The sequence below is a fragment of the Xanthomonas hortorum genome, from assembly GCF_024339125.1.
Lineage (GTDB): Bacteria > Pseudomonadota > Gammaproteobacteria > Xanthomonadales > Xanthomonadaceae > Xanthomonas > Xanthomonas hortorum.
Genome location: NZ_CP101417.1, coordinates 3021573 through 3040792 on the forward strand (window position 1 = coordinate 3021573; position 19220 = coordinate 3040792).

The 19220-nt window shown below is 63.3% G+C and carries 12 protein-coding genes and 3 pseudogenes; 7 read left to right on the top strand and 8 right to left on the bottom strand.

All coding sequences use genetic code 11. From position 1 onward, the window contains the following. Positions 1-23: 23 nt before the first annotated feature. The 3 genes and pseudogenes from katG to mutS form a co-directional block, all read right to left on the bottom strand. Positions 24-2270, bottom strand: coding sequence for a catalase/peroxidase HPI (katG, locus tag NMB96_RS12970; RefSeq protein ID WP_023903209.1), 2247 nt, complete (start codon positions 2268-2270; stop codon positions 24-26). A gap of 371 nt (positions 2271-2641) precedes the next feature. Continuing rightward, positions 2642-3256 (bottom strand): annotated as a pseudogene (locus tag NMB96_RS12975) (DUF937 domain-containing protein). A 327-nt stretch (positions 3257-3583) separates the two neighbouring features. Further along, complete coding sequence (gene mutS / locus NMB96_RS12980) at positions 3584-6139, bottom strand: DNA mismatch repair protein MutS (protein WP_374728763.1); 2556 nt, start codon at positions 6137-6139, stop codon at positions 3584-3586. A 748-nt stretch (positions 6140-6887) separates the two neighbouring features. Between mutS and NMB96_RS12985 the strand changes: the two genes are divergently transcribed. Next, positions 6888-7868: an IS5 family transposase gene (locus NMB96_RS12985; protein WP_183086593.1), complete on the top strand. Its 981-nt coding sequence runs from the start codon at positions 6888-6890 to the stop codon at positions 7866-7868. 334 nt (positions 7869-8202) lie between these two features. Then, complete coding sequence (locus NMB96_RS12990) at positions 8203-10017, top strand: DUF885 domain-containing protein (protein WP_255084992.1); 1815 nt, start codon at positions 8203-8205, stop codon at positions 10015-10017. A 171-nt stretch (positions 10018-10188) separates the two neighbouring features. On the opposite strand, the pseudogene NMB96_RS12995 reads toward NMB96_RS12990, so the two are convergent. Continuing rightward, positions 10189-10482: pseudogene (locus tag NMB96_RS12995) on the bottom strand (methyl-accepting chemotaxis protein); the annotation flags it as partial. 93 nt (positions 10483-10575) lie between these two features. On the opposite strand from NMB96_RS12995, the gene NMB96_RS13000 reads away from it, so the two are divergent. Continuing rightward, entirely contained in the window at positions 10576-10869 is a 294-nt protein-coding gene (locus NMB96_RS13000) for a hypothetical protein (protein WP_006449167.1), read from the top strand. A 167-nt stretch (positions 10870-11036) separates the two neighbouring features. Here NMB96_RS13000 and NMB96_RS13005 read toward each other — a convergent pair. Next, positions 11037-11202: pseudogene (locus NMB96_RS13005) on the bottom strand (IS5/IS1182 family transposase); the annotation flags it as partial. A 405-nt stretch (positions 11203-11607) separates the two neighbouring features. On the opposite strand from NMB96_RS13005, the gene NMB96_RS13010 reads away from it, so the two are divergent. After that, positions 11608-13536, top strand: coding sequence for an alpha-L-fucosidase (locus tag NMB96_RS13010; protein WP_023903219.1), 1929 nt, complete (start codon positions 11608-11610; stop codon positions 13534-13536). A gap of 247 nt (positions 13537-13783) precedes the next feature. On the opposite strand, the gene NMB96_RS13015 is transcribed toward NMB96_RS13010, so the two are convergent. Continuing rightward, positions 13784-14410 carry a TetR/AcrR family transcriptional regulator gene (locus NMB96_RS13015; RefSeq protein ID WP_043889725.1) on the bottom strand — a complete coding sequence of 209 codons (627 nt, stop codon included), beginning with the start codon at positions 14408-14410 and terminating at the stop codon, positions 13784-13786. A gap of 146 nt (positions 14411-14556) precedes the next feature. Here NMB96_RS13015 and NMB96_RS13020 point away from each other — a divergent pair, with 146 nt between their 5' ends. Further along, complete coding sequence (locus NMB96_RS13020; RefSeq protein ID WP_043889043.1) at positions 14557-15885, top strand: NtaA/DmoA family FMN-dependent monooxygenase; 1329 nt, start codon at positions 14557-14559, stop codon at positions 15883-15885. A 36-nt stretch (positions 15886-15921) separates the two neighbouring features. Continuing rightward, positions 15922-16662: an NADPH-dependent F420 reductase gene (locus NMB96_RS13025; protein ID WP_255084993.1), complete on the top strand. Its 741-nt coding sequence runs from the start codon at positions 15922-15924 to the stop codon at positions 16660-16662. Positions 16663-16776: 114 nt separating this feature from the next. Here the strand turns inward: NMB96_RS13025 and NMB96_RS13030 are convergent, their stop codons facing one another. Continuing rightward, the gene (locus tag NMB96_RS13030; protein WP_255084994.1) at positions 16777-17526 is read right to left on the bottom strand and encodes an SDR family oxidoreductase; all 750 of its coding nucleotides are present in this window, start codon (positions 17524-17526) and stop codon (positions 16777-16779) included. A 112-nt stretch (positions 17527-17638) separates the two neighbouring features. On the opposite strand from NMB96_RS13030, the gene NMB96_RS13035 reads away from it, so the two are divergent. Further along, positions 17639-18217, top strand: a complete 579-nt coding sequence (locus NMB96_RS13035; protein WP_255084995.1) for a TetR/AcrR family transcriptional regulator — start codon at positions 17639-17641, stop codon at positions 18215-18217. 43 nt (positions 18218-18260) lie between these two features. Here the strand turns inward: NMB96_RS13035 and NMB96_RS13040 are convergent, their stop codons facing one another. Beyond that, on the bottom strand, positions 18261-19178 hold the full coding sequence (locus tag NMB96_RS13040) for a LysR family transcriptional regulator (protein WP_255084996.1): 918 nt from the start codon (positions 19176-19178) through the stop codon (positions 18261-18263). Positions 19179-19220 lie beyond the last annotated feature (42 nt).

Here is a 19220-nt window from a genome sequence, read left to right on the forward strand (position 1 = left end):
TGCCGTCGTCCTGATCGCCGCTGTTACGCCAGATCAAACCGATCCAGCTGCATGACCTTGGTCCAGGCAGCGACGAAGTCGTGCACGAACTTCTCCTGTGCATCGGCGCTGGCATAGACCTCGGCCACCGCACGCAGGATGGAGTTGGAGCCGAACACCAAGTCCACACGCGTGCCGGTCCACTTCTGTTCGCCGGTGCCGCGGTCGCGGCCTTCGTAGAGGTCCTTCGCTTCGGAGGTGGCTTTCCACTCGGTGCGCATGTCGAGCAGGTTGGCGAAGAAGTCGTTGCTCAGCACGCCGGGACGGGTGGTGAACACGCCATTCTTCGAGTCGCCGACATTGGCGCCGAGCACGCGCAGGCCGCCGACCAGCACGGTCAATTCGGGCGCGGTCAAAGTGAGCAACTGCGCCTTGTCGATCAACAGCGCTTCGGCCGGCACCGCGTAGCTGCGCTTGGCGAAGTTGCGGAAGCCATCGGCCACCGGCTCCAGCACGGCAAACGATTCCACATCGGTCTGTTCCTGCGATGCATCGGTGCGGCCCGGCGCGAACGGCACGGTGACGCTATGGCCTGCGGCGTGCGCTGCATGTTCGACAGCCGCGTTACCGGCCAGCACGATCAGGTCGGCCAGCGAGATCTGCTTGCCGCCGGCATGCGCGCCGTTGAACTCGGCCTGGATGCGCTCCAGCGTGCCCAACACCTGCGCCAGCTGCTCGGGTTGGTTGGCCTGCCAGTCCTTCTGCGGTGCCAGACGGAGACGTGCCCCGTTGGCGCCACCACGCTTGTCCGAGCCGCGGAAGGTCGATGCCGATGCCCACGCGGTGGAGACCAGCTGCGCCACGCTCAGGCCGGAAGCGAGGATGGTCTGCTTGAGAGCAGCGGCGTCCTGCGCATCGACCAGCGGGTGGTCGACGGCGGGCACCGGGTCCTGCCACAGCAGTTCTTCGCTCGGCACCTCGGTCCCCAGGTAACGCGAACGCGGACCCATGTCGCGGTGGGTGAGCTTGAACCAGGCGCGGGCGAAGGCATCGGCGAATTGGTCGGGATGCTCGTGGAAGCGACGCGAGATCGCTTCGTAGGCCGGGTCGAAGCGCAGCGCCAGATCGGTGGTCAGCATGGTCGGCCGGTGCTTCTTCGAGGCATCGTGCGCATCGGGAATGATGGCGTCGGCATTCTTGGCCACCCACTGGTGCGCGCCGGCCGGGCTCTTGCTCAGTTCCCACTCGAACTTGAACAGGTGATCGAAGAAGTCGTTGCTCCATTGCGCCGGGGTGGTGGTCCAGGTGACTTCCAGGCCACTGGTGATGGTGTCTGCGCCCTTGCCGGTGCCGTAGCTGTTGTGCCAGCCCAGGCCCTGGCTTTCCAGATCGCTGGCTTCCGGCTCGGCGGCCACGTTGTCGGCCGGGCCGGCGCCGTGGGTCTTGCCGAAGGTATGGCCGCCGGCGATCAGCGCCACGGTCTCTTCGTCGTTCATCGCCATGCGCGCGAAGGTGTCGCGGATGTCGCGCGCGGCAGCAATCGGGTCGGGCTTGCCGTCCGGGCCTTCCGGATTGACGTAGATCAGGCCCATCTGCACGGCAGCCAACGGGTTTTCCAGATCGCGGGTGTGCGGCACTTCGCTGTCGTCGTCCTTCACCAGCACGCCGTGCGCTTCGTCCACGCCCGGCGAGCCGCGCGAGTAGCGGTCGTCGCCGCCCAGCCACTTGGTTTCGCGGCCCCAGTACAGATCCTGATCCGGCTCCCAGGTGTCTTCGCGGCCGCCGGCAAATCCGAAGGTCTTGAAGCCCATGCTTTCCAGCGCGACGTTGCCGGTGAGGATCATCAGATCGGCCCAGGAAATCGCCTGGCCGTACTTCTGCTTGATCGGCCACAGCAGGCGGCGCGCCTTGTCCAGGCTGACGTTGTCGGGCCAGCTGTTGAGCGGTGCGAAGCGCTGCTGGCCACGACCGCCGCCGCCACGGCCATCGCCGATGCGATAGGTGCCGGCGCTATGCCAGGCCATGCGCACGAACAGCGGACCGTAATGGCCGAAGTCGGCCGGCCACCAGTCCTGCGAATCGGTCATCAGCGCGCGCAGTTCCTGCTTGAGCACAGCAAGATCGATGCGCTTGAACGCCTCGGCGTAATTGAAGGTCTGGCCCAGCGGGTTGGACTTGCTCGAATGCTGGCTGAGCAGGTCCACACGCAGCTGCTTGGGCCACCAATCGCGGTTGGTGGTTCCGGTACCGACGACGGCGTGATTGAACGGGCACTTTGCTTCGGTTGTCATGGCAATACCTGTGTGCGTGAGCACTTGGGGAGCTGTGTGCCGAAACTGCGGACACGTGCTGGTGGAGTCGAAGTGGTGGGCAATGCGTCAGCTATGGTGATCGATCGAAGGCGCACATGCGGCCGTGGGGTCATCGAACATCGTTGCCGCGTGTGCCGATGCTAGCGCCTGCCCGCAGGGGCCGGTATAGGCCGGTATCCGGAATGTGACTGGCAGAGGTGCGCATCAGGCGGACTCGTCGTGGCGGCGTGTGCACACGATAAGGAGCATCGATCGGTTGGGGAATTCGAATTATTCAACCATATCGATAGTGTGTCGCTATGGATGCGAGGAGACACCCGGGCGGAACCCAGGCGCACGGCAGCGACCTGTCAGCGCTTGCCGAACAGGCTGCCGCCGAGTTTCATGACATCGCCCAGGCCCAGCTTCCCGTCGCCATCCTGATCCAGCACGCTGCTCAGCAGGCCGCTGACGCCGCTATTGCTGCCGACTTGCTGGCGTTCCTGTGCCAAGGCCGGGCCGAGCTGACTGCTGGCCGTCGTCGTGCCACTGAGGAAGCGCTTGGCCAGATACGCCATCACGATGGGCGCCAACAGTTGCAGCAGTTGGCTGGCCTTGCCGGTTTCCAGCCCGGTGGCCTTGCCCAGGCCTGCCGCCGCCTGCGGTGCCTTGTCGCCGAACAGATGACTCACGATGCCGGCGCCATTGCCTTGCGCACCATTGGCCAAGCCGCCCAGCAGTGAGCCAAGCAGGCTGCCGATGTCCGGGCTGCCGGCGTGGTCGCGCTACAGGGCGCCCAACAAGGCATCGGTGCCGCCGGCCTGCTGGCTGTTGCGGCCCAGTGCGCCCATCAACAAGGGCAGGGCGGTCTGCACCGCCGATTGCGCCTGCTCGGGCGCGATGCCGAGCCGGCTGGCGAGTTGCTGCAACTGCGGGCCCTGCAGTTGCGCGGCCAGTTGGTCGGTCAACGAGGCGGACGTGGTCATCGGTGTGCTCTCCGGTTGGACAAAACGTCGAGGCAGGGTGCGCCTGTCGCGGCAGCAGAGCAAACCGCGCGGTGTGCGTTACCGTGCAGCATGATGTCGCGCGAGCCGGCGCTATTGCAGGGCAGCGTTCAAGCAAACACTCAAACCTGCAACTGCACTGGATTAGCAGGGCCGCACGCGTCGGTCATGCAGCCATGCGGTTACGAATCCCCAATCCCTGCAAAACAGCATTCAACCGACCACCCAACCCTGCCGCCGCAACGGATCCGCAAGCGCCGCAAACGGCGCTGTTACGAATCCCCAATCCCGACTCTCGAATCCCGGCACTCACAGCAACGCCTTCAGCCGATAAAGCGCCTCCAGCGCCTGCTTGGGCGTGAGTTCGTCCGGGTCCAGCGCCTGCAGTGCTTCTTGCGCGGCAGAGGAGGGCGCAGTGAACAGGCCGAACTGCTGCGGCGCATCCAATGCGGCCGGGGCCATCTGTGCGACATGGCTTTCGCCGCCGCGTTGTTCCAGTTCGGCCAGACGGTGACGCGCCTGGGTTACCGCGGCCTTGGGCAGCCCGGCCAGCGCGGCGACCTGCAGGCCGAAACTGCGATTGGCCGGGCCGTCCTTGACCGCATGCATGAACACCAGGCGCTCGCCGTGTTCGACTGCATCCAGGTGCACGTTGGCAATGCCGCTGGTACCGCCGGCATGCGATTCGTCGGCCAGTGCGGTGAGTTCGAAATAATGCGTGGCGAACAGCGTGTAGCAGCGATTGGTGTGCGCCAGATGGCGGGCCACTGCGTCGGCCAATGCGAGGCCATCGTAGGTGGAAGTGCCGCGGCCGATTTCGTCCATCAGCACCAGCGATTGCGGCGTGGCGTGATGCAGGATGTAGCTGGTTTCGGCCATTTCTACCATGAAGGTGGATTGCCCGCGGGCCAGATCGTCGCCGGCACCGATGCGGGTGAGGATGCGGTCGATCGGCCCGATCACTGCACGGCTGGCCGGCACATAGCTGCCGATATGCGCCAGCAACACGATCAACGCGTTCTGGCGCATGTAGGTCGATTTACCGCCCATGTTCGGGCCGGTGATGACCAGCATGCGGCGGTCGGTGTGCAGGTCCAGATCGTTGGGTTCGAACGGTTGGTCGCGCACCGCTTCCACCACCGGGTGGCGGCCGCGTTCGATGCGCAGGCACGGTGCGTTGTCCAGTTCCGGCTGCGACCAATCCAGCGCCTGCGCGCGTTCGGCGAAGCCGGCCAATACATCCAGTTCGCTCAATGCGCTTGCGCAGCGCTTGAGGCCTTCAAGCTCGCCGCCGAGTGCGTCCAGCAGGCCTTCGTACAACAGTTTTTCGCGCGACAGCGAACGCTCGCGCGCCGACAGCACCTTGTCCTCGAAGCTCTTGAGTTCCTCGGTGATGTAGCGCTCGGCATTGGTCAGCGTCTGCCGGCGGCTGTAGTGCAGTGGGGCCTTTTCGGCCTGGCCCTTGCTGATCTCGATGTAGTAGCCGTGCACGCGGTTGTAGCCGACCTTGAGCGTGGCGATGCCGCTGCTGGCGCGTTCGCGCTGTTCCAGGTCGATCAGGAATTGGTCGGCATTGGTGGACAGGCGACGCAGCTCGTCCAGATCGGCGTCGTAACCGGTGGCGATGACGCCGCCGTCGCTGAGCTTGAGCGGCGGTTGTTCGGCCACTGCGCTGATCAGCAGATGCGCGGTGGCATCGTGTTCGCCGAGTTCTGCGTACAACGTCTGCAGGCGCGGCGAATCCAGTGGCGCGAGGATGGTGCGCACCTTCGGCAGCAGCGCCAGGCCATCGCGCAAGGTGGAAAAATCGCGCGGGCGCGCCGAGCGCAGCGCCACGCGGGTGAGGATGCGTTCCAGATCGCCCAACGCGCGGAAGGCCTCGCGCACGTCGGCATCGGCGCCGGTGTCGATCAGGCTGCCGACCGCGTGGTGGCGCTGTACCAGCACCTCGCGCAGGCGCAACGGGCGATGCAGCCAACGGCGCAGCAGGCGCCCGCCCATCGGCGTGACCGTGCTGTCCAGCACACCGAGCAAGGTGTTGCGGGTGTCGCCATCGACGCGCGTGTCCAGCTCCAGATGCCGGCGCGTGGCCGCGTTCATCGAGATCGCCTCGCTGGCCACTTCCATCGCGATGGAGGTCAGATGCGGCAGCCGCTGTTTCTGGGTCTCTTCGACATAGCCCAGCAGCGCGCCAGCGGCGGCGGTAGCGCATGGCTTGTCGTCGATGCCGAAGCCGGACAGGTCGTGCAACTTGAAGAACGCCAGCAGTTGACGACGGCCGCTATCGGCGTCGAACAACCACGGTGGCCGACGCCGCACGCCGACGCGTCCACGCAGGAATTCCGGCCAGTTGTCTTCGTCGGGCACCAGCAGCTCGGCCGGTTCCAGGCGCGCGATTTCCGCTTCCAGCGCATCCACGCTGTCCACTTCGTTGACCAGAAAACGCCCGCCGGCCAGATCGGCCCAGGCCAGGCCGTAGCCTTGCTTGCTGCGCGAGATCGCCATCAACAGCGTGTCGCGGCGCTCGTCCAGCAGCGCCTCGTCGGTGACCGTGCCGGGCGTGACGATGCGCACCACCTTGCGTTCGACCAGGCCCTTGGCCAGCGCCGGGTCGCCGATTTGCTCGCAGATCGCCACCGACTCGCCCAACGCCACCAGCCGCGCCAGATAGCCCTCGTAGGCATGCACCGGCACGCCGGCCATCGGAATCGGCGCACCCCCGGAACTGCCGCGCTGGGTCAGCGTGATATCGAGCAGCCGCGTGGCCTTGCGCGCATCGTCGTAGAACAGCTCGTAGAAATCGCCCATGCGAAAGAACAGCAGCAGGTCGGGGTAGTCCGACTTGGCGGCGAAGAATTGCTTCATCAGCGGGGTGTGTTCGACTGCTCCGCTGATGGCCTTGGATTTGTCTTTTGAATCAGTGTTTTGCAAGAAACGTCCTTCCAGGGTGTGCGGTCGATCAGGGCGGTCGCTGCGACAAGCGAGTTCCGTGTTGCGCTGCTGTTGCGGCGCCGTTGACGGCATCAATCGACGGTGCGACGCAGTGGGGAGAGCCCAGAGCAGCGTGTTGCATTGGAGCGGCAGACTGCGCGGCCCGGATGCAAGTTTAAGCGCACCGGCTTAAAAATCCTCGTGCCCGGCCGACAATGCGCCACGCGCGGTGCGGCGAACGACTCATGGCGGCGGATCGCGCGGCCTGAAGCGCTGAGGACGGCACGCGACCGGCGCAAGTTGGTCGGCACAAAGCGTGCTTTGAGGCAGTCTAAGGGACGGCATGTTGGCGGAGACGCGCCATCGAAAATCGAAGCACGGATGTCATTGTCGGCTCGCGGCCAGTTGACGCCTATTCGGGCATTGGGACACCCGTCTGGACCGGAGTGCGAATCGCGGCGCCGGTCGAGCAGATGTGGCCAGTTGCTGTGACCGCCCGGCTGGATGCGTCGCGATCTCACAGCGCGTGCCGTCACTAGGTGATCAAAGCGGCGCGAGTGATGACCGGCTTTGTCCGCAAGTGCGTGGAAGTTCCTCCTTTAGCAGTCGATGGCGCTAAGGAACCTCTGAACAACGCACCACAGATACGCGACACTACCCGCCTGATGTTGAGGAGTGATCCATGCAACTGACGTTCGGTGACGCTGAGGGCCTGGGCAAGCGCAAGCAGACCCGGCGCGAGATCTTTCTGGCCGAGATGGAGCAGGTGGTTCCGTGGCAGCAACTGCTCGGTCTGATCGCGCCGCACTATCCGGTATCGGGCCGGCCAGGTCGGCAGCCGTACGCACTGGCGACGATGTTGCGGATTCATCTGCTGCAGCAGTGGTATGCGCTGAGCGATCCGGCGATGGAAGAAGCACTGCACGAGATCCCGACCTTGCGGCGGTTTGCCCAGCTCGGTGGCTTGGACAACGTTCCGGACGAGACCACGATTCTCAACTTTCGGCGCCTGCTGGAGACCCATGGCCTTGCCGCGCGGATGCTGGAAGCGGTCAACGCGCATCTGGCGCGCAAGGGCCAGAGCCTGCGGTCGGGCACGATCGTCGATGCGACGCTGATCGCGGCGCCCAGTTCGACCAAGAATGCCGACAACGCGCGCGACCCTGAGATGCATCAGACCAAGAAGGGCAATCAGTGGTATTTCGGGATGAAGGCGCACATCGGCGTGGATGAATTTTCCGGGTTGGTGCACCACGTCCATTGCACAGCCGCCAACGTCGCCGATGTCACGGTGATGCACACGTTGCTGCATGGCAAAGAAGACAGCGTGTTCGGCGATAGCGGCTACACCGGTGCGGACAAACGCGAAGAACTGCAGGCCTGCAAGGCTGCATTCTTCATCGCCGCCAGGCCCTCGACGATGCAAGCCCTCGGCAACAAACGCGAGCGTGCTCGGGAAAGACGTTGGGAACACTTCAAGGCCAGCGTGCGCGCGAAGGTGGAGCATCCATTCCGGGTGATCAAGCGCCAGTTCGGCTACACCAAGGTCCGCTATCGCGGCCTGGCCAAGAACACCGCGCAGGTGCTGACCTTGTTTGCGCTATCGAACCTGTGGATGAAGCGAAAGCAGTTACTGCCGACGATGGGGAACGTGCGCCTGTAACCCGGGCAACACCCTGCAAACGCGCCGGAAACGGCAAAAAAATCGAGGATCTGAGCGCCGTCAGCCTGGTCGATGTGGTTAGGCTCATCCTCCGATGCCGTTGATCAGACCATCCCTAAACGCGAAGCCACGCCGACTGCGATCGGCCGCGCGATGACGACTGCTCTAAGCTGCGGTGATTGCATGAGGCCTGCCGATGCGGCTATGTGCCCGACGCAGGCATCCAGCGCGCGTGTGCCAAATCTAGTGGTGTGCGAGCAGAAATTTCGTGTGTTTGCGATCTCGCTGATGCGTGTAGCTGCGCATGGACCGTACGTGTTACTTGGAGTAATTCATGCATCTTCTACGTCCCCTTGCCGTCGGTCTGCTGACGGCCGCGTTGTTCACCGCCTGCAAGCCGGCGCCGCCTGCCGAAAACAAGGTGGCAACCTCAACACTCGGGCAGACAGCTGAACAGGCAGCCAAGGCCTTCGACGCACTGCTTGACGCGCAGTGGCAACACCAACTCAAGCAGGCCCCGGAGTTCGCGAGCACCATCGGCGACAAGCGCTACAACGATCGCTGGAGCGACTACTCGCTACAGGCCGTGCCTGCAGAGCGCCGCGCCGTAGCGGGTCTGCTCAGGCAGTTCGAAGCGGTGGATGCCGCAGCGCTGGACGAACAACGTCAACTCAGCCTGCAGATGATGCTCGGCCAGCTGCGCGACACGCTGGACGGTATCGACCTGAAGACCTACGAGATGCCGCTGGACCCGATGCAAGGCATCCATCTCACGCTTGCTGGCTACAGCGACAGCTTCCCCTTCGACACCGCCAAGGACTACCAGGACTACATCAAACGCCTGCAGACGCTTCCTGCAGTGGTCGATCGAGTCATCGACGTCTCGCGGCAGGGCGCCAAGGATGGCCTGATGCCGCCGCGCTATCTGCTTGAGCGCGTGCCCGAGCAGATTGACGGAATCGTGGCTCAGCGTGGCGCGCAGAACCCATTTGCCTCGCCATTGGAAAAACTCGACGGCGTGGTGCCCGCCGATCAGCGCGATGCGCTCAGGAAGCAGCTGCTTGAAGCGATCGATCAGCAGGTTCGCCCGGCCTACGCCAAGCTGTCCGCGTTCGTGCGCAATGAATACGCCCCGCAAGGACGTACGCAGGAGGGGCTGTGGTCGCTTCCTGATGGCGAGAAACTCTACCAATACTTGGTGCGTACCCAGACCACCACCGATCTGACGCCTGAACAAATCCACCAGATCGGGCTGCAGGAGGTTGCGCGCATCGAAGCCGAGATGACCGTCATTGCCAAGGCGCAGGGTTATGCGGACCTGGCCAGCTTCCGCAAGGCGGTGGCAGCCGATAAGCGCCGCTTCGCGACCTCCAGCGAGCAGCTACTGGAGCAATACCGTCACTACGTCGCGGGAATGCAGCGGGAGCTCCCAAAGTTATTCGAGCAGGTGCCGAAAAAGCCCCTGGAAGTTGAGCCGATGCCGGCATTCCAGGGCAAATATCCGCCCGCCCGTTACCTGCAAAGCAACCCGGAAAGCAGCAAGCCGGGCGTGCTGAGAGTCAATATCAGCGACGTCGCTCACCGCACGCTGATCAACGTTGAAACTATTGCTTATCATGAGGGCGTGCCAGGCCATCATCTGCAGGTCTCGCTTGCACAGACGCTACCATTGCCGCCGTTCCGCCAGCAGGGTGGGTATAACGCCTACGGCGAGGGTTGGGCACTGTATGCCGAGCGCTTGGGCAAGGACGTCGGGCTCTACAAAGATCCCTATAGCGACTACGGCCGGCTATCGGCTGATCTATTGCGCGCCAATCGATTGGTGTTGGATACCGGCGTGCACTACAAGCGCTGGAATCGTCAGCAGATGGTGGACTTCTTCCACGCGCATCCATCCGACGACGAGGCGAGCATGCAGTTCGAAATCGACCGCTACATCGTGTGGCCAGGCCAGTCGTTGGGATACAAGGTGGGGCAACTGCAATTCATGGCGCTGCGTGCAGAGGCGCAGAAAGAACTCGGCGATCGTTTCGACTTGCGCGCATTCCATACTGCGGTGCTCGGTGATGGCGACATGCCGCTGGTGATGCTGCAGCAGCATGTGCGGCAATGGATCGCGAAGGTCAAAGCGCATCAGGTGGCAAAATAGGTGAGCCCAGTGTGCTCTTGCGTGCCAGCTTGCGGCACATGCTGATTGCAGTAGAGCCTGGAGGGCGAACGGTGAAATGGTGCAGTTACCTGAGTAAACCAGGGCTGACGTCGGGCCGATATGTACCGACGCAAATCCCAGAGAAATCATTGATTGCTTGAGTCAAAAAGCCGAGCGTGAGGCAGCCGTTGCTTCTTCCACCAGCGCTGCATGCTGCTGCGTGGTTTCGTCCATCCGGGTGACAGTGAGGTTGACCTGTTCGCTACCGGCCGACTGCTCCTGCGATGTGGCGGAAATCTCGCCCATGATGTCGGTGACGCGCTGCACGCTGGCGACGATCTCGGCCATCGTGGTGCCGGCGCTATGCACCAGTGTCGAGCCTTCGGCGACGCGCTCGACTGAATCGTCGATCAGGCTCTTGATCTCCTTGGCCGCAGCCGCGGAGGGTTGGGCGACCTTGCTGACGATGTCCCGCCCTGCGAGCCGACGCCGACTGCACAGTGTTCTTGCAGCCGCCGCGCTACAGTCACCGACCCACCATTACGTACGACACGCCGCATGGATAACCGCAATCAGGAATGGATGCAGGCCGTCACCGACGCACTCAGCGATCTGCTCGCCGCGCGCGTGGCGCAGGCCACGCTACTGGAAGCCATGCTGGTCTCGCATCCAGATCCGGTCGCCCTGAGAAAAGCATGGGACGAACTGTCGTCTCAGCGCATCGCAGTCGTTGCACAGAACAAGGCAGTCGCCTCTGTGGAACGGCCAATGGATGAATACACGCTGGAACAATTCCAGGCCTGGGAAGAAAAATTTCGCCGCTACTTTCCGCGTGATGTGGATCTGCGATAGGTGCACGATCTAGCGTTTTCGCTGTCGTCAAAAATGAAGGCGAAAGACGGCGCGCTGTGCATTTCCTTGACGCCTGCTTGCTTGCGCCGATGGTGGAAGCTCTGCACAACCCGCCAAGATCGTTGAGGTTCAAATGGAACCGCCGAGTTGAAGCGTGTCGTCGGCTTGAGCTTGGTGAAACCACGCAAGATGGGGATCTCGTGCCGCGCTTTGTCCATTGCTGGATCGCTCAACGCATACCGCCGCGATGGCAGATGCATCCGCAACATCGCCGCTAGTGCGTACGGCTGCCTGCCTGGGCGTTCTGATACCTGGGGGGTGGGGCTCGGGCAGCTCGATCACTTGCAGCTACGCCACGATCTATGGACTCCCGGCAAGTCAGTGCCAGCCAAAATGAGAAGTCTACGGTCAATGTTGATGACAAAACTTGACAGGTGTTAGCCCGCTCAAGCTGTCGTGCGGTCTTTGTTGGTTGTCGTTGGCCGGACATTGTTTGTCTTGTTCGCGGAGCTCGCGTCGCGTGCGGAAAATGCATTGATATGCGAGCACCAACACGGCAGCGTGGGCCGGGGCACGGCCGTCAAGCCACGAACGCTCGCGGCTTGCTTCGCATGCGCTTCAACGCCGGCCGTGCTGGGGGCATCCCGTGTGCGTGCACAGCCGTCTATTGCTTCGGAATGACGACTCTTCGCTGTTGGAAAAGCTAAGATCGAAGCTTGTGCAAAGTCGGAGGCGCTAATGATCGATCGTCGTACGTTTCTTGCCACGGGTGTGGTGGCCGCTAGCGCCAGCTTCAGTGCATCGGCAGCGCGCATCGCGCAAGCGCCGCGCGCCAACGGGCCGGCACCGTGGGGTGCGCTGCCCAGCAAGCGACAGCTGCGCTGGCATCGGTGGGAGCAATACGCCTTCGTGCATTTTGCGATGAATACCTTCACCGACAAGGAATGGGGCTACGGCGACGAGGATCCGCGCAAATTCGATCCCAGCGATTTTTCACCCGATCAAATCGTTGCTGCTGCCAAAGCCGGCAATCTGAAAGGGCTTATTTTCACGGCCAAGCACCACGACGGGTTCTGTCTTTGGCCGACGCGCTTGACCGAGCATTGCATTCGCAACTCGCCCTACAAGAACGGCAAGGGTGACATCGTCGGGGAGATGGCAGCGGCGTGTCGACGCGCCGGCCTGGCGTTCGGCATCTACCTCTCGCCCTGGGATCGCAACCATGCCGAGTACGGCCGCCCCGGCTATCTCGACTATTTCCGCAAGCAGATCGTCGAGCTCTGCACCGGCTACGGCGACCTGTTCGAGTTCTGGTTCGACGGCGCCAATGGCGGCGACGGCTACTACGGCGGAGCGCGCGAATCGCGCAAGATCGATGCGCCCGCGTACTACAACTGGCCACGGATGATCGAGCTGGTGCATCAGCATCAGCCGATGGCCTGTACCTTCGACCCGCTCGGCGCGGATATCCGCTGGGGCGGCAACGAGGACGGTATCGCCGGCGATCCATCCTGGCCGACCATGCCCAATGCCCCGTATACCCAGGAAAACGGCAATTCCGGCGTGCGCGGCGGGGCGCTATGGTGGCCGGCCGAAACCAACACGTCGATCCGCCCGGGCTGGTTCTACCACGCCGATGAAGACGGCAAGGTGCGTAGCCCGGAGAATCTGGTGCGCTATTTCGACACCTCCGTCGCGCGTGGCACCAACATGAACCTCAATCTGCCGCCCGACCGACGCGGCCGCATCGCCGACCACGATGTGGCGGTGCTGCAGAGTTTCGGCGACGCGATCCGCGCCAGCTTCGCCATCGATCTGGCCAAGGGTGCCAAGGCCAGCGCCAGCGCATCGCGCGGCCCTGGGTTCGAGCCGGCCCGCGTGCTCGACCGCCAGCCGGACAGCTACTGGTCTACGCCGGACGATGCCACCACGCCGACGCTGACGCTGGAGCTGTCGGCGGTGCACAGCTTCGACCTGATCCGGCTGCGCGAATACCTGCCGCTGGGCGTGCGCGTCACCCGCTTCGCGGTCGAAGCCGAGGTCGATGGGCAATGGCGGCGGCTGGCCGAAGCGCAATGCATCGGTGCACAGCGCATCGTGCGGCTGGATCGCCCGGTCGCCGCGCGCCGGGTGCGCCTGGTGGTGCTCGAGGCGCCGGTGTGCCCGGCGATCAGCGAATTCGCGCTGTTCCGTGCCGTTGCGCCAGTGCCGGTCGCGCGGCCGACGGCAAACGCGCCGGATGTGTTGTCCTCCGCTGGCTGGCGCATCGTCGAGGCCAGCGCGCCAGGGGCGGAAAAATTACTCGACGACGATGCCAGCACGATCTGGATCACGCCCGCGCCCACGCCCGGCCATCCCGCGCAGGCGACCATCGACCTCGGCGCGCTGCGTCAGGTTGCCGGTTTCAGCCTGACGCCCTCGCGCACGGTGATGAACGGTGCGGCGCCACCGAAGGGTTATCGCGCCGAGACCAGCGAAGATGGCAAGCGCTGGCAGCCGGCTGGCGCCGGCGAGTTGTCCAATATCGCCTATGCGCTCTCGACCCAGCGCCTGAATTTCCCCGAGGTCCGCCAGATCCGCTACCTGCGGCTGTCGTTCGCGGAAACGGCGGTACCCGCCGAGCGGCTGGCGATCGCGGGTATCGGTGCGTTCTCGCGCTTGCGATGAGGGCTTGCATTCCCTCGCGGCCAGACGCCGCGAGGGGAAGCATCCGGGGTGACGGAGTTTGGCGGGATTGAGACGCGTCAAGCGACGCAATGGAGATAGACATCGCCGCATTCAGACCACGTGGCGAACCTGCGTCGTGAACCGCCTTGTCCAGAGCTTCCCAGGCGTGTCCAAATTACTCGGTTTGCGGGATTGCGGATCGCTTGCATGATGACGCGCAACCGTGAAGTCGCTTTTGTTGGCCGCTCTAAGTCGGAAGCGCCCACCCTGAGCGCAAGACCTCCAGCAGCACTGGCCGGGCGTCGCTGTCCGCGCCGCCGCTTGCAGCTCCTGCCCATGCAATCGCAAGCGCGGCAAGAAAGATGTCGCGGCCGCTCAACGCTGCCCGCGCCTGACCAGAGCGCTGTGCAGCCTCGAGGAAAACGCTTGAGGCCTCGACCATGGAGGTGCATGTCGGCATCAACACCGAACTGGGTTGGGACCATGCGGCACGGAGCGGTTCCGGGAGGCCTTCGTAGGCGTTCATCCAGGTTCCCAGCGCTTCAATCCATCGCTGCAGCGCACGCTCCGGGTCGCGCTCTTCGGCGGTAATGGCGGTACGCACTTGCTCAAGGTTGGCGTAATGCGTTTCGAGTAGCGCTGCCAGCAGGGCGTCGCGGGTAGGGAAGTGGCGATACAACGTGCCCGGGCCAACGCCTGCTCGCTTGGCAATGCTGTCCATCGATACGTCGATGCCTTCCTCGGCAAAGGCTTCGCCGGCCACCTCAAGGATGTGGGTCTTGTTGCGTTGGGCATCGGCTCGGGGGGGGCGTGGCTGAACGTCGGGAGGCATGGTCGGCAGGTCTGGCGCTTGATATCCGGAGTGTATCTCCATATAGTTCTTCGCAACAAACGGAGGGCCTCTCCTTTTCCTGAGCGCCATGCAACACAAGACGTTGCAAACGGAAGATGGCCACGTTCGTCGACTCACTGGCTAGTCGCCGGCCGACTCACGAACCACAGCCACAGGGTGAGAAACGCATGCGTACGTCCAAGACGATGATCATTGGCCTGCATCTGGGCAATGGGTACGGGTCCCAACCAGGGGCCTGGCGCATGCCGTGGATCGACCCGACCAACTACACCAGCTTCGATGCCCGCGTGCGCCAGGCGCAAGCCGCCGAGCGCGGGAAATTCCAGTTCATTTTCCTGCCGGATGGCCCGAGCGCCGTTGCCGATATCGACAACGAAGCGCCGCACTTCAATCTGGACGTGATGATGACCCTGGCTGCGGTGGCGCGCGGCACCGAGCGTATCGGTCTGGTGGCCACCGGCTCCACGACGTTCAACGAACCGTTCAACCTTGCACGGCAATTCAAGGCGCTGGACATCATGAGTCACGGGCGTGCCGGCTGGAACGCGGTGACCTCCAGTGGCGAGGATGTCGCTGCGAACTACGGGCGAACACTTCCATCCAGCGCTGATCGCTACGCACGCGCGCACGAGGTCGTGCAACTGGTGCAGGCCTTGTGGGGCAGCTGGGGAAAGGACGCCTGGCTGCACGACCAGGCCGCTGGGCGGTTTGCAGACGGCGCGCAAATTGCACCGATCAACCTGCAGGGCAAGTTCGTCGGTTCCCGTGGGCCGTTGTATATCCCACCCTCGGAGCAGGGACAGCCGGTGATCTTCCACGCGGGCGGCGGCCCGAACGCGCTGAAGCTGGCCGGACGCTATGCCAGTGCCGTGATCGGTGCCAGTTTCAGTATCGAAGACGCTCGGGCGCAACGTGCGGCGTTCCGTCATGCCGCCGAGCAGGCCGGCCGCGATCCGGACGAGATCAAGTTCATTCCGGGGTTGATGACGACAATTGCGCAGGACCGCCGCGCGGCATTGGATCGCCGGATCGCACTGACCGCGCACACGTTTCCTCAGCGGCTGGGTTACCTGCAACAGATGCTCGGGGTGCGTCTGGATCCCACTGCGCTCGACCGGCCGCTGTCGCCGGCGCAACTGGCTGCGGCACGCCCGTCATCGCAGGATCCTCGCTCGCCAAAGGCGTTGCAGATCGCGCGTGAGGGTTGGAGCCTGCGCGACATTCTGGCGCATGGCGTCATCGATTATCACCCGGTGATTGTCGGCCCGGCGGTCGAGGCGGCCGATCACATGCAGGCCTGGTTCGAGGCAGATGCGGCCGATGGCTTCTGGATTTCGCCGGATATCAACGACGACGGCATCGATGCCTTTGTCGATGGCGTCGTCCCGATCCTGCAAGCGCGCGGTCTGTTTCATCGCGATTACCGGGGCAGCACGCTTCGCGACCATCTGGGCGCATCTGCCCAATACGGCCGCGATCCACGCATCACTGCTTGAGCAACAAAACCCCACCTATTTTTGAATGGAGCGAACATGAAAATCGGCATCATTGGCGCAGGCAACATCGGTGGCACGTTGGCGCGCAAATTCGTAGCGGCAGGGCACATCGTCAAACTGGCTGCATCCAAAGGCCCCGACAGCATTCGCGAATTGGCCGAAAAGATCGGCGCCGAGCCTGTCACCGCTGCAGCGGCGGTCGAGGACGTGGAGGTGATCGTGTTGTCGATCCCGTTTGCCAAGATTCCCGAGGTTGCCGGCCTGTTCTCCACCGTGCCTGCGGAGGTGGTGGTGATCGATACGTCGAACTACTACCCGCAGCTGGGCACCCGGATCCCGGAAGTCGAGGACGGCAAGCTGGAAAGCGTCTGGTCGAGCGAGCAAGTCGGCCGGCCCATCATCAAGGCATTCAATGCCGTGCTCGCCAAGACGCTGGCCGAGCGCGGCAAGCCTGCAGGCACGGAAAACCGGATTGCCATCCCGGTGGCGGGCGACAGTCTGGCCGGCAAGGCGATCGCGCAGCAACTGCTGGACGATGCCGGGTTCGACTCGGTCGATGCGGGGAATCTTGCAGATTCTTGGCGGCTGCAGCCAGGCACTCCTGCGTATTGCACCGAGCTTTCGGTTGCCGCATTGGCGTCAGCGCTCAAGGCTGCAGTAAAGGACGATGCACCGCGTCATCGCGACGCCTTGATGGCGGAGTTCTTCGGCGGCGACGCACCGCCAAGTCATGAGACGATCGTTGCGCGCAATCGCGCGGTGAGTGCGGCGCGCTGATCTCCGATGCGCACAAGCGGTATCTGCGTCCCAGCCTCGCGTTAGAGTTGATGAGCCACTGTCCTCAGCACAGCGGGAGCGCGGTGCTGACGACTCGACTGTTCTGCCACAGTCTTAAAACGTGACCGCAGAAAGCATTCCCAGCATCTCGTCGTAGCTGCCGTTGGCGGCAGCATCGCGAAGGAATTTGGCACGTTCCACGACGATTTCCTTCGGTGTGGGTTCTGCATGCAAAAGCGCCAGTGCTTCGTCGAGGAATTCGTCCAGGGGCATGGCGTGCTCGTCGTTGCCTTGGCCATACAACTTGGTGCGAACGCCCGGCGGTACCAGCTCGATGACTTGCACGTTGCTGTCGGCCAGTTGCACACGCAAGCCTTCGGTGAAGGAGTGCACGGCGGCCTTGCTGGCGCTGTAGCTCATCGCGGCCGGGAACGGCACAAAGCCCAATGCGGAACTGACGTTGATGATGACGCTGTCGGTATTGGCGGCAAGTTGCGGCAGGAATGCATAGGTCATCCGGATGGTGCCGAGCAGGTTGATGGCGATCGCCTCTTCGGCTGCCTTCAAGGACTCTGGCTTGAAGACGTTCTCGCTCGGCATGATGCCGGCATTGTTGATCACGACATTCAAGCCGGGATAGCGCTCGGCCGCCACGCGGCTGGCCTGCACCACAGAGTCGGCGTCTGCGACATCGATTTCGATCGCATCAAGGCCCGGATGCTCGGCGGTGATCTGATCCAGCAGCGGCTTCTTTCGTCCGGAAACGATGACCCTGTTTCCAGCCTGCTGGAGCCGGAGTGCTAGCCCAAGTCCGATGCCGGAGGTCGAGCCGGTGATGAGGATGGTATTGCCGCTGTTCTTCACGGATGTCTCCTGATTGCAGAAAGGGGTAAAATCAAAACGGACAGTCATCCGCTTCCCAAAACATTGGCGGACAATTGTCCGTTTGTCAACGAGTTCATTAAAGGGTTGGGGTGTGGAGAAGCCAAAGCGATCTGATGCAGTGCAGAACCGGGAGCGCCTTCTGTCCGTCGCGCTTGCGGAATTGGTGCGCTCGGCCGATGTTCCACTGAGCGCAATTGCCAAGAAGGCGGGTGTCGGGCAGGGGACTTTCTACCGGCACTTCCCGACCCGGGAGGCCTTGGTGATCGAGGTCTATCGCCACGAAATGCTGCAGGTCACCGGTTTAGCCGAGCAGCTGCTGAAGACGCTCCCGCCGGAGCAAGCACTCCGCGAATGGATGAACCGCCTGGCCGAATACGCCATCACCAAGGCGGGTCTGGCGGATGCACTGCGGACAGTCGCCAACGCGAAAGAATGCGCGGGCAATGCAGGCTATGCGCCCGTGATCGCTGCCGCGCAACTGCTGCTCGATGCCAACGAGAAGGCCGGAACAATCCGTCCGGGGATCACCACAGACAAGTTTTTCCTGGCCATTGCGGGTATCTGGCAGATAGACGCCACCGAGAACTGGCAGCCCCGCCTGACCTGGCTGATGGAGACGGTCATGGAAGGGTTGTGCGCGGGAGCGCCGGGCCGCCCCGCAAGCGGATAACGGCGTTAGGCTTGCAGCCTGGAAGCGTGCAGCGCCACGTGTGTTAATGCTCCAACTTGCCCTGCTTGAGCTTTTCCCACATGTCTTCGGCTTGCTGGGACAAGCTGCCGATGTGCCGTATCAGACAGATCTCCATGCTGATATCCCACTGCGTGTGTCCGGGCGCTGCATGGACGAGCCGCCCTTTGGCGACGTCCTCTTCCACCAGCGTGCGCGGCAGCCAGGCCACCCCGCCACCGGAGCGGCACATGGCCAGCAAGGTCGCGGCAAGATCGGAGGTGAGTGCAGGGGTCAGGCGCGCTTCCACGTCCTTGAACGCCGGATGCCCGGCGATGATGCGGCCCAGCCCGGAATCTGCGCTGTAAGACAGCAAGGGCATTGCATCGGTGGAAGCGAGCGACCAGCGCGGGCTGCCTTCGCCATTTTCCTTCGGTGCACTGAAGGGCTGCAGCACATCGCTGCCCACCGCAACTCGCTCGAAGTGTTCGGGATCCAGCCCAAGCGGCATGCGCGGATGATGGTGGCACAGCAGGAATTGTGCTGCCCCTTGCAGCATCAGTTTTTCGCACGCCCTGAGCGTGTCGGAGACCAGCTGAAATGCGCCGATGCCGGTATTTGATTCGATGCGTCTTACGAAGGCCGGAAAGAAGGTGAAGGAGAGAACATGTGTGGCAAGGAATGCCAACGCAGGCCGTTGTTGTCCGGCCACCTCAAGCGCTTCTTGCCGCGCGGCGTAAATCGCCGCGGCCAATCCGGATGCTTTGCGAACGAAGGCTTCTCCAGCCGGCGTCATCAGCACCTCTTTGCGCGAACGCGTAAACAGCGGCGTGCCCAACCATTCTTCGAGGGCATGAATGCGCCGACTGAAGGCCGGCTGGGTGACGAAGCGACGCTGTGCCGCGCGCGAAAAATTGAGGGTGTCAGCCAACGCCAGGCAGTCTTCGAGCCATGTCAGTTCCATGATGCCGATTGTGCATCAAGCGCATAAAAAAGGCATTGGCAG

Coding starts and splice junctions, on each gene's coding strand:
- katG (WP_023903209.1), bottom strand. CDS start 2,270: ATGACAACCGAAGCAAAGTGCCCGTTCAATCACGCCGTCGTCGGTACC.
- mutS (WP_374728763.1), bottom strand. CDS start 6,139: ATGAAGCAATTCTTCGCCGCCAAGTCGGACTACCCCGACCTGCTGCTG.
- NMB96_RS12985 (WP_183086593.1), top strand. CDS start 6,888: ATGCAACTGACGTTCGGTGACGCTGAGGGCCTGGGCAAGCGCAAGCAG.
- NMB96_RS12990 (WP_255084992.1), top strand. CDS start 8,203: ATGCATCTTCTACGTCCCCTTGCCGTCGGTCTGCTGACGGCCGCGTTG.
- NMB96_RS13000 (WP_006449167.1), top strand. CDS start 10,576: ATGGATAACCGCAATCAGGAATGGATGCAGGCCGTCACCGACGCACTC.
- NMB96_RS13010 (WP_023903219.1), top strand. CDS start 11,608: ATGATCGATCGTCGTACGTTTCTTGCCACGGGTGTGGTGGCCGCTAGC.
- NMB96_RS13015 (WP_043889725.1), bottom strand. CDS start 14,410: ATGGAGATACACTCCGGATATCAAGCGCCAGACCTGCCGACCATGCCT.
- NMB96_RS13020 (WP_043889043.1), top strand. CDS start 14,557: ATGCGTACGTCCAAGACGATGATCATTGGCCTGCATCTGGGCAATGGG.
- NMB96_RS13025 (WP_255084993.1), top strand. CDS start 15,922: ATGAAAATCGGCATCATTGGCGCAGGCAACATCGGTGGCACGTTGGCG.
- NMB96_RS13040 (WP_255084996.1), bottom strand. CDS start 19,178: ATGGAACTGACATGGCTCGAAGACTGCCTGGCGTTGGCTGACACCCTC.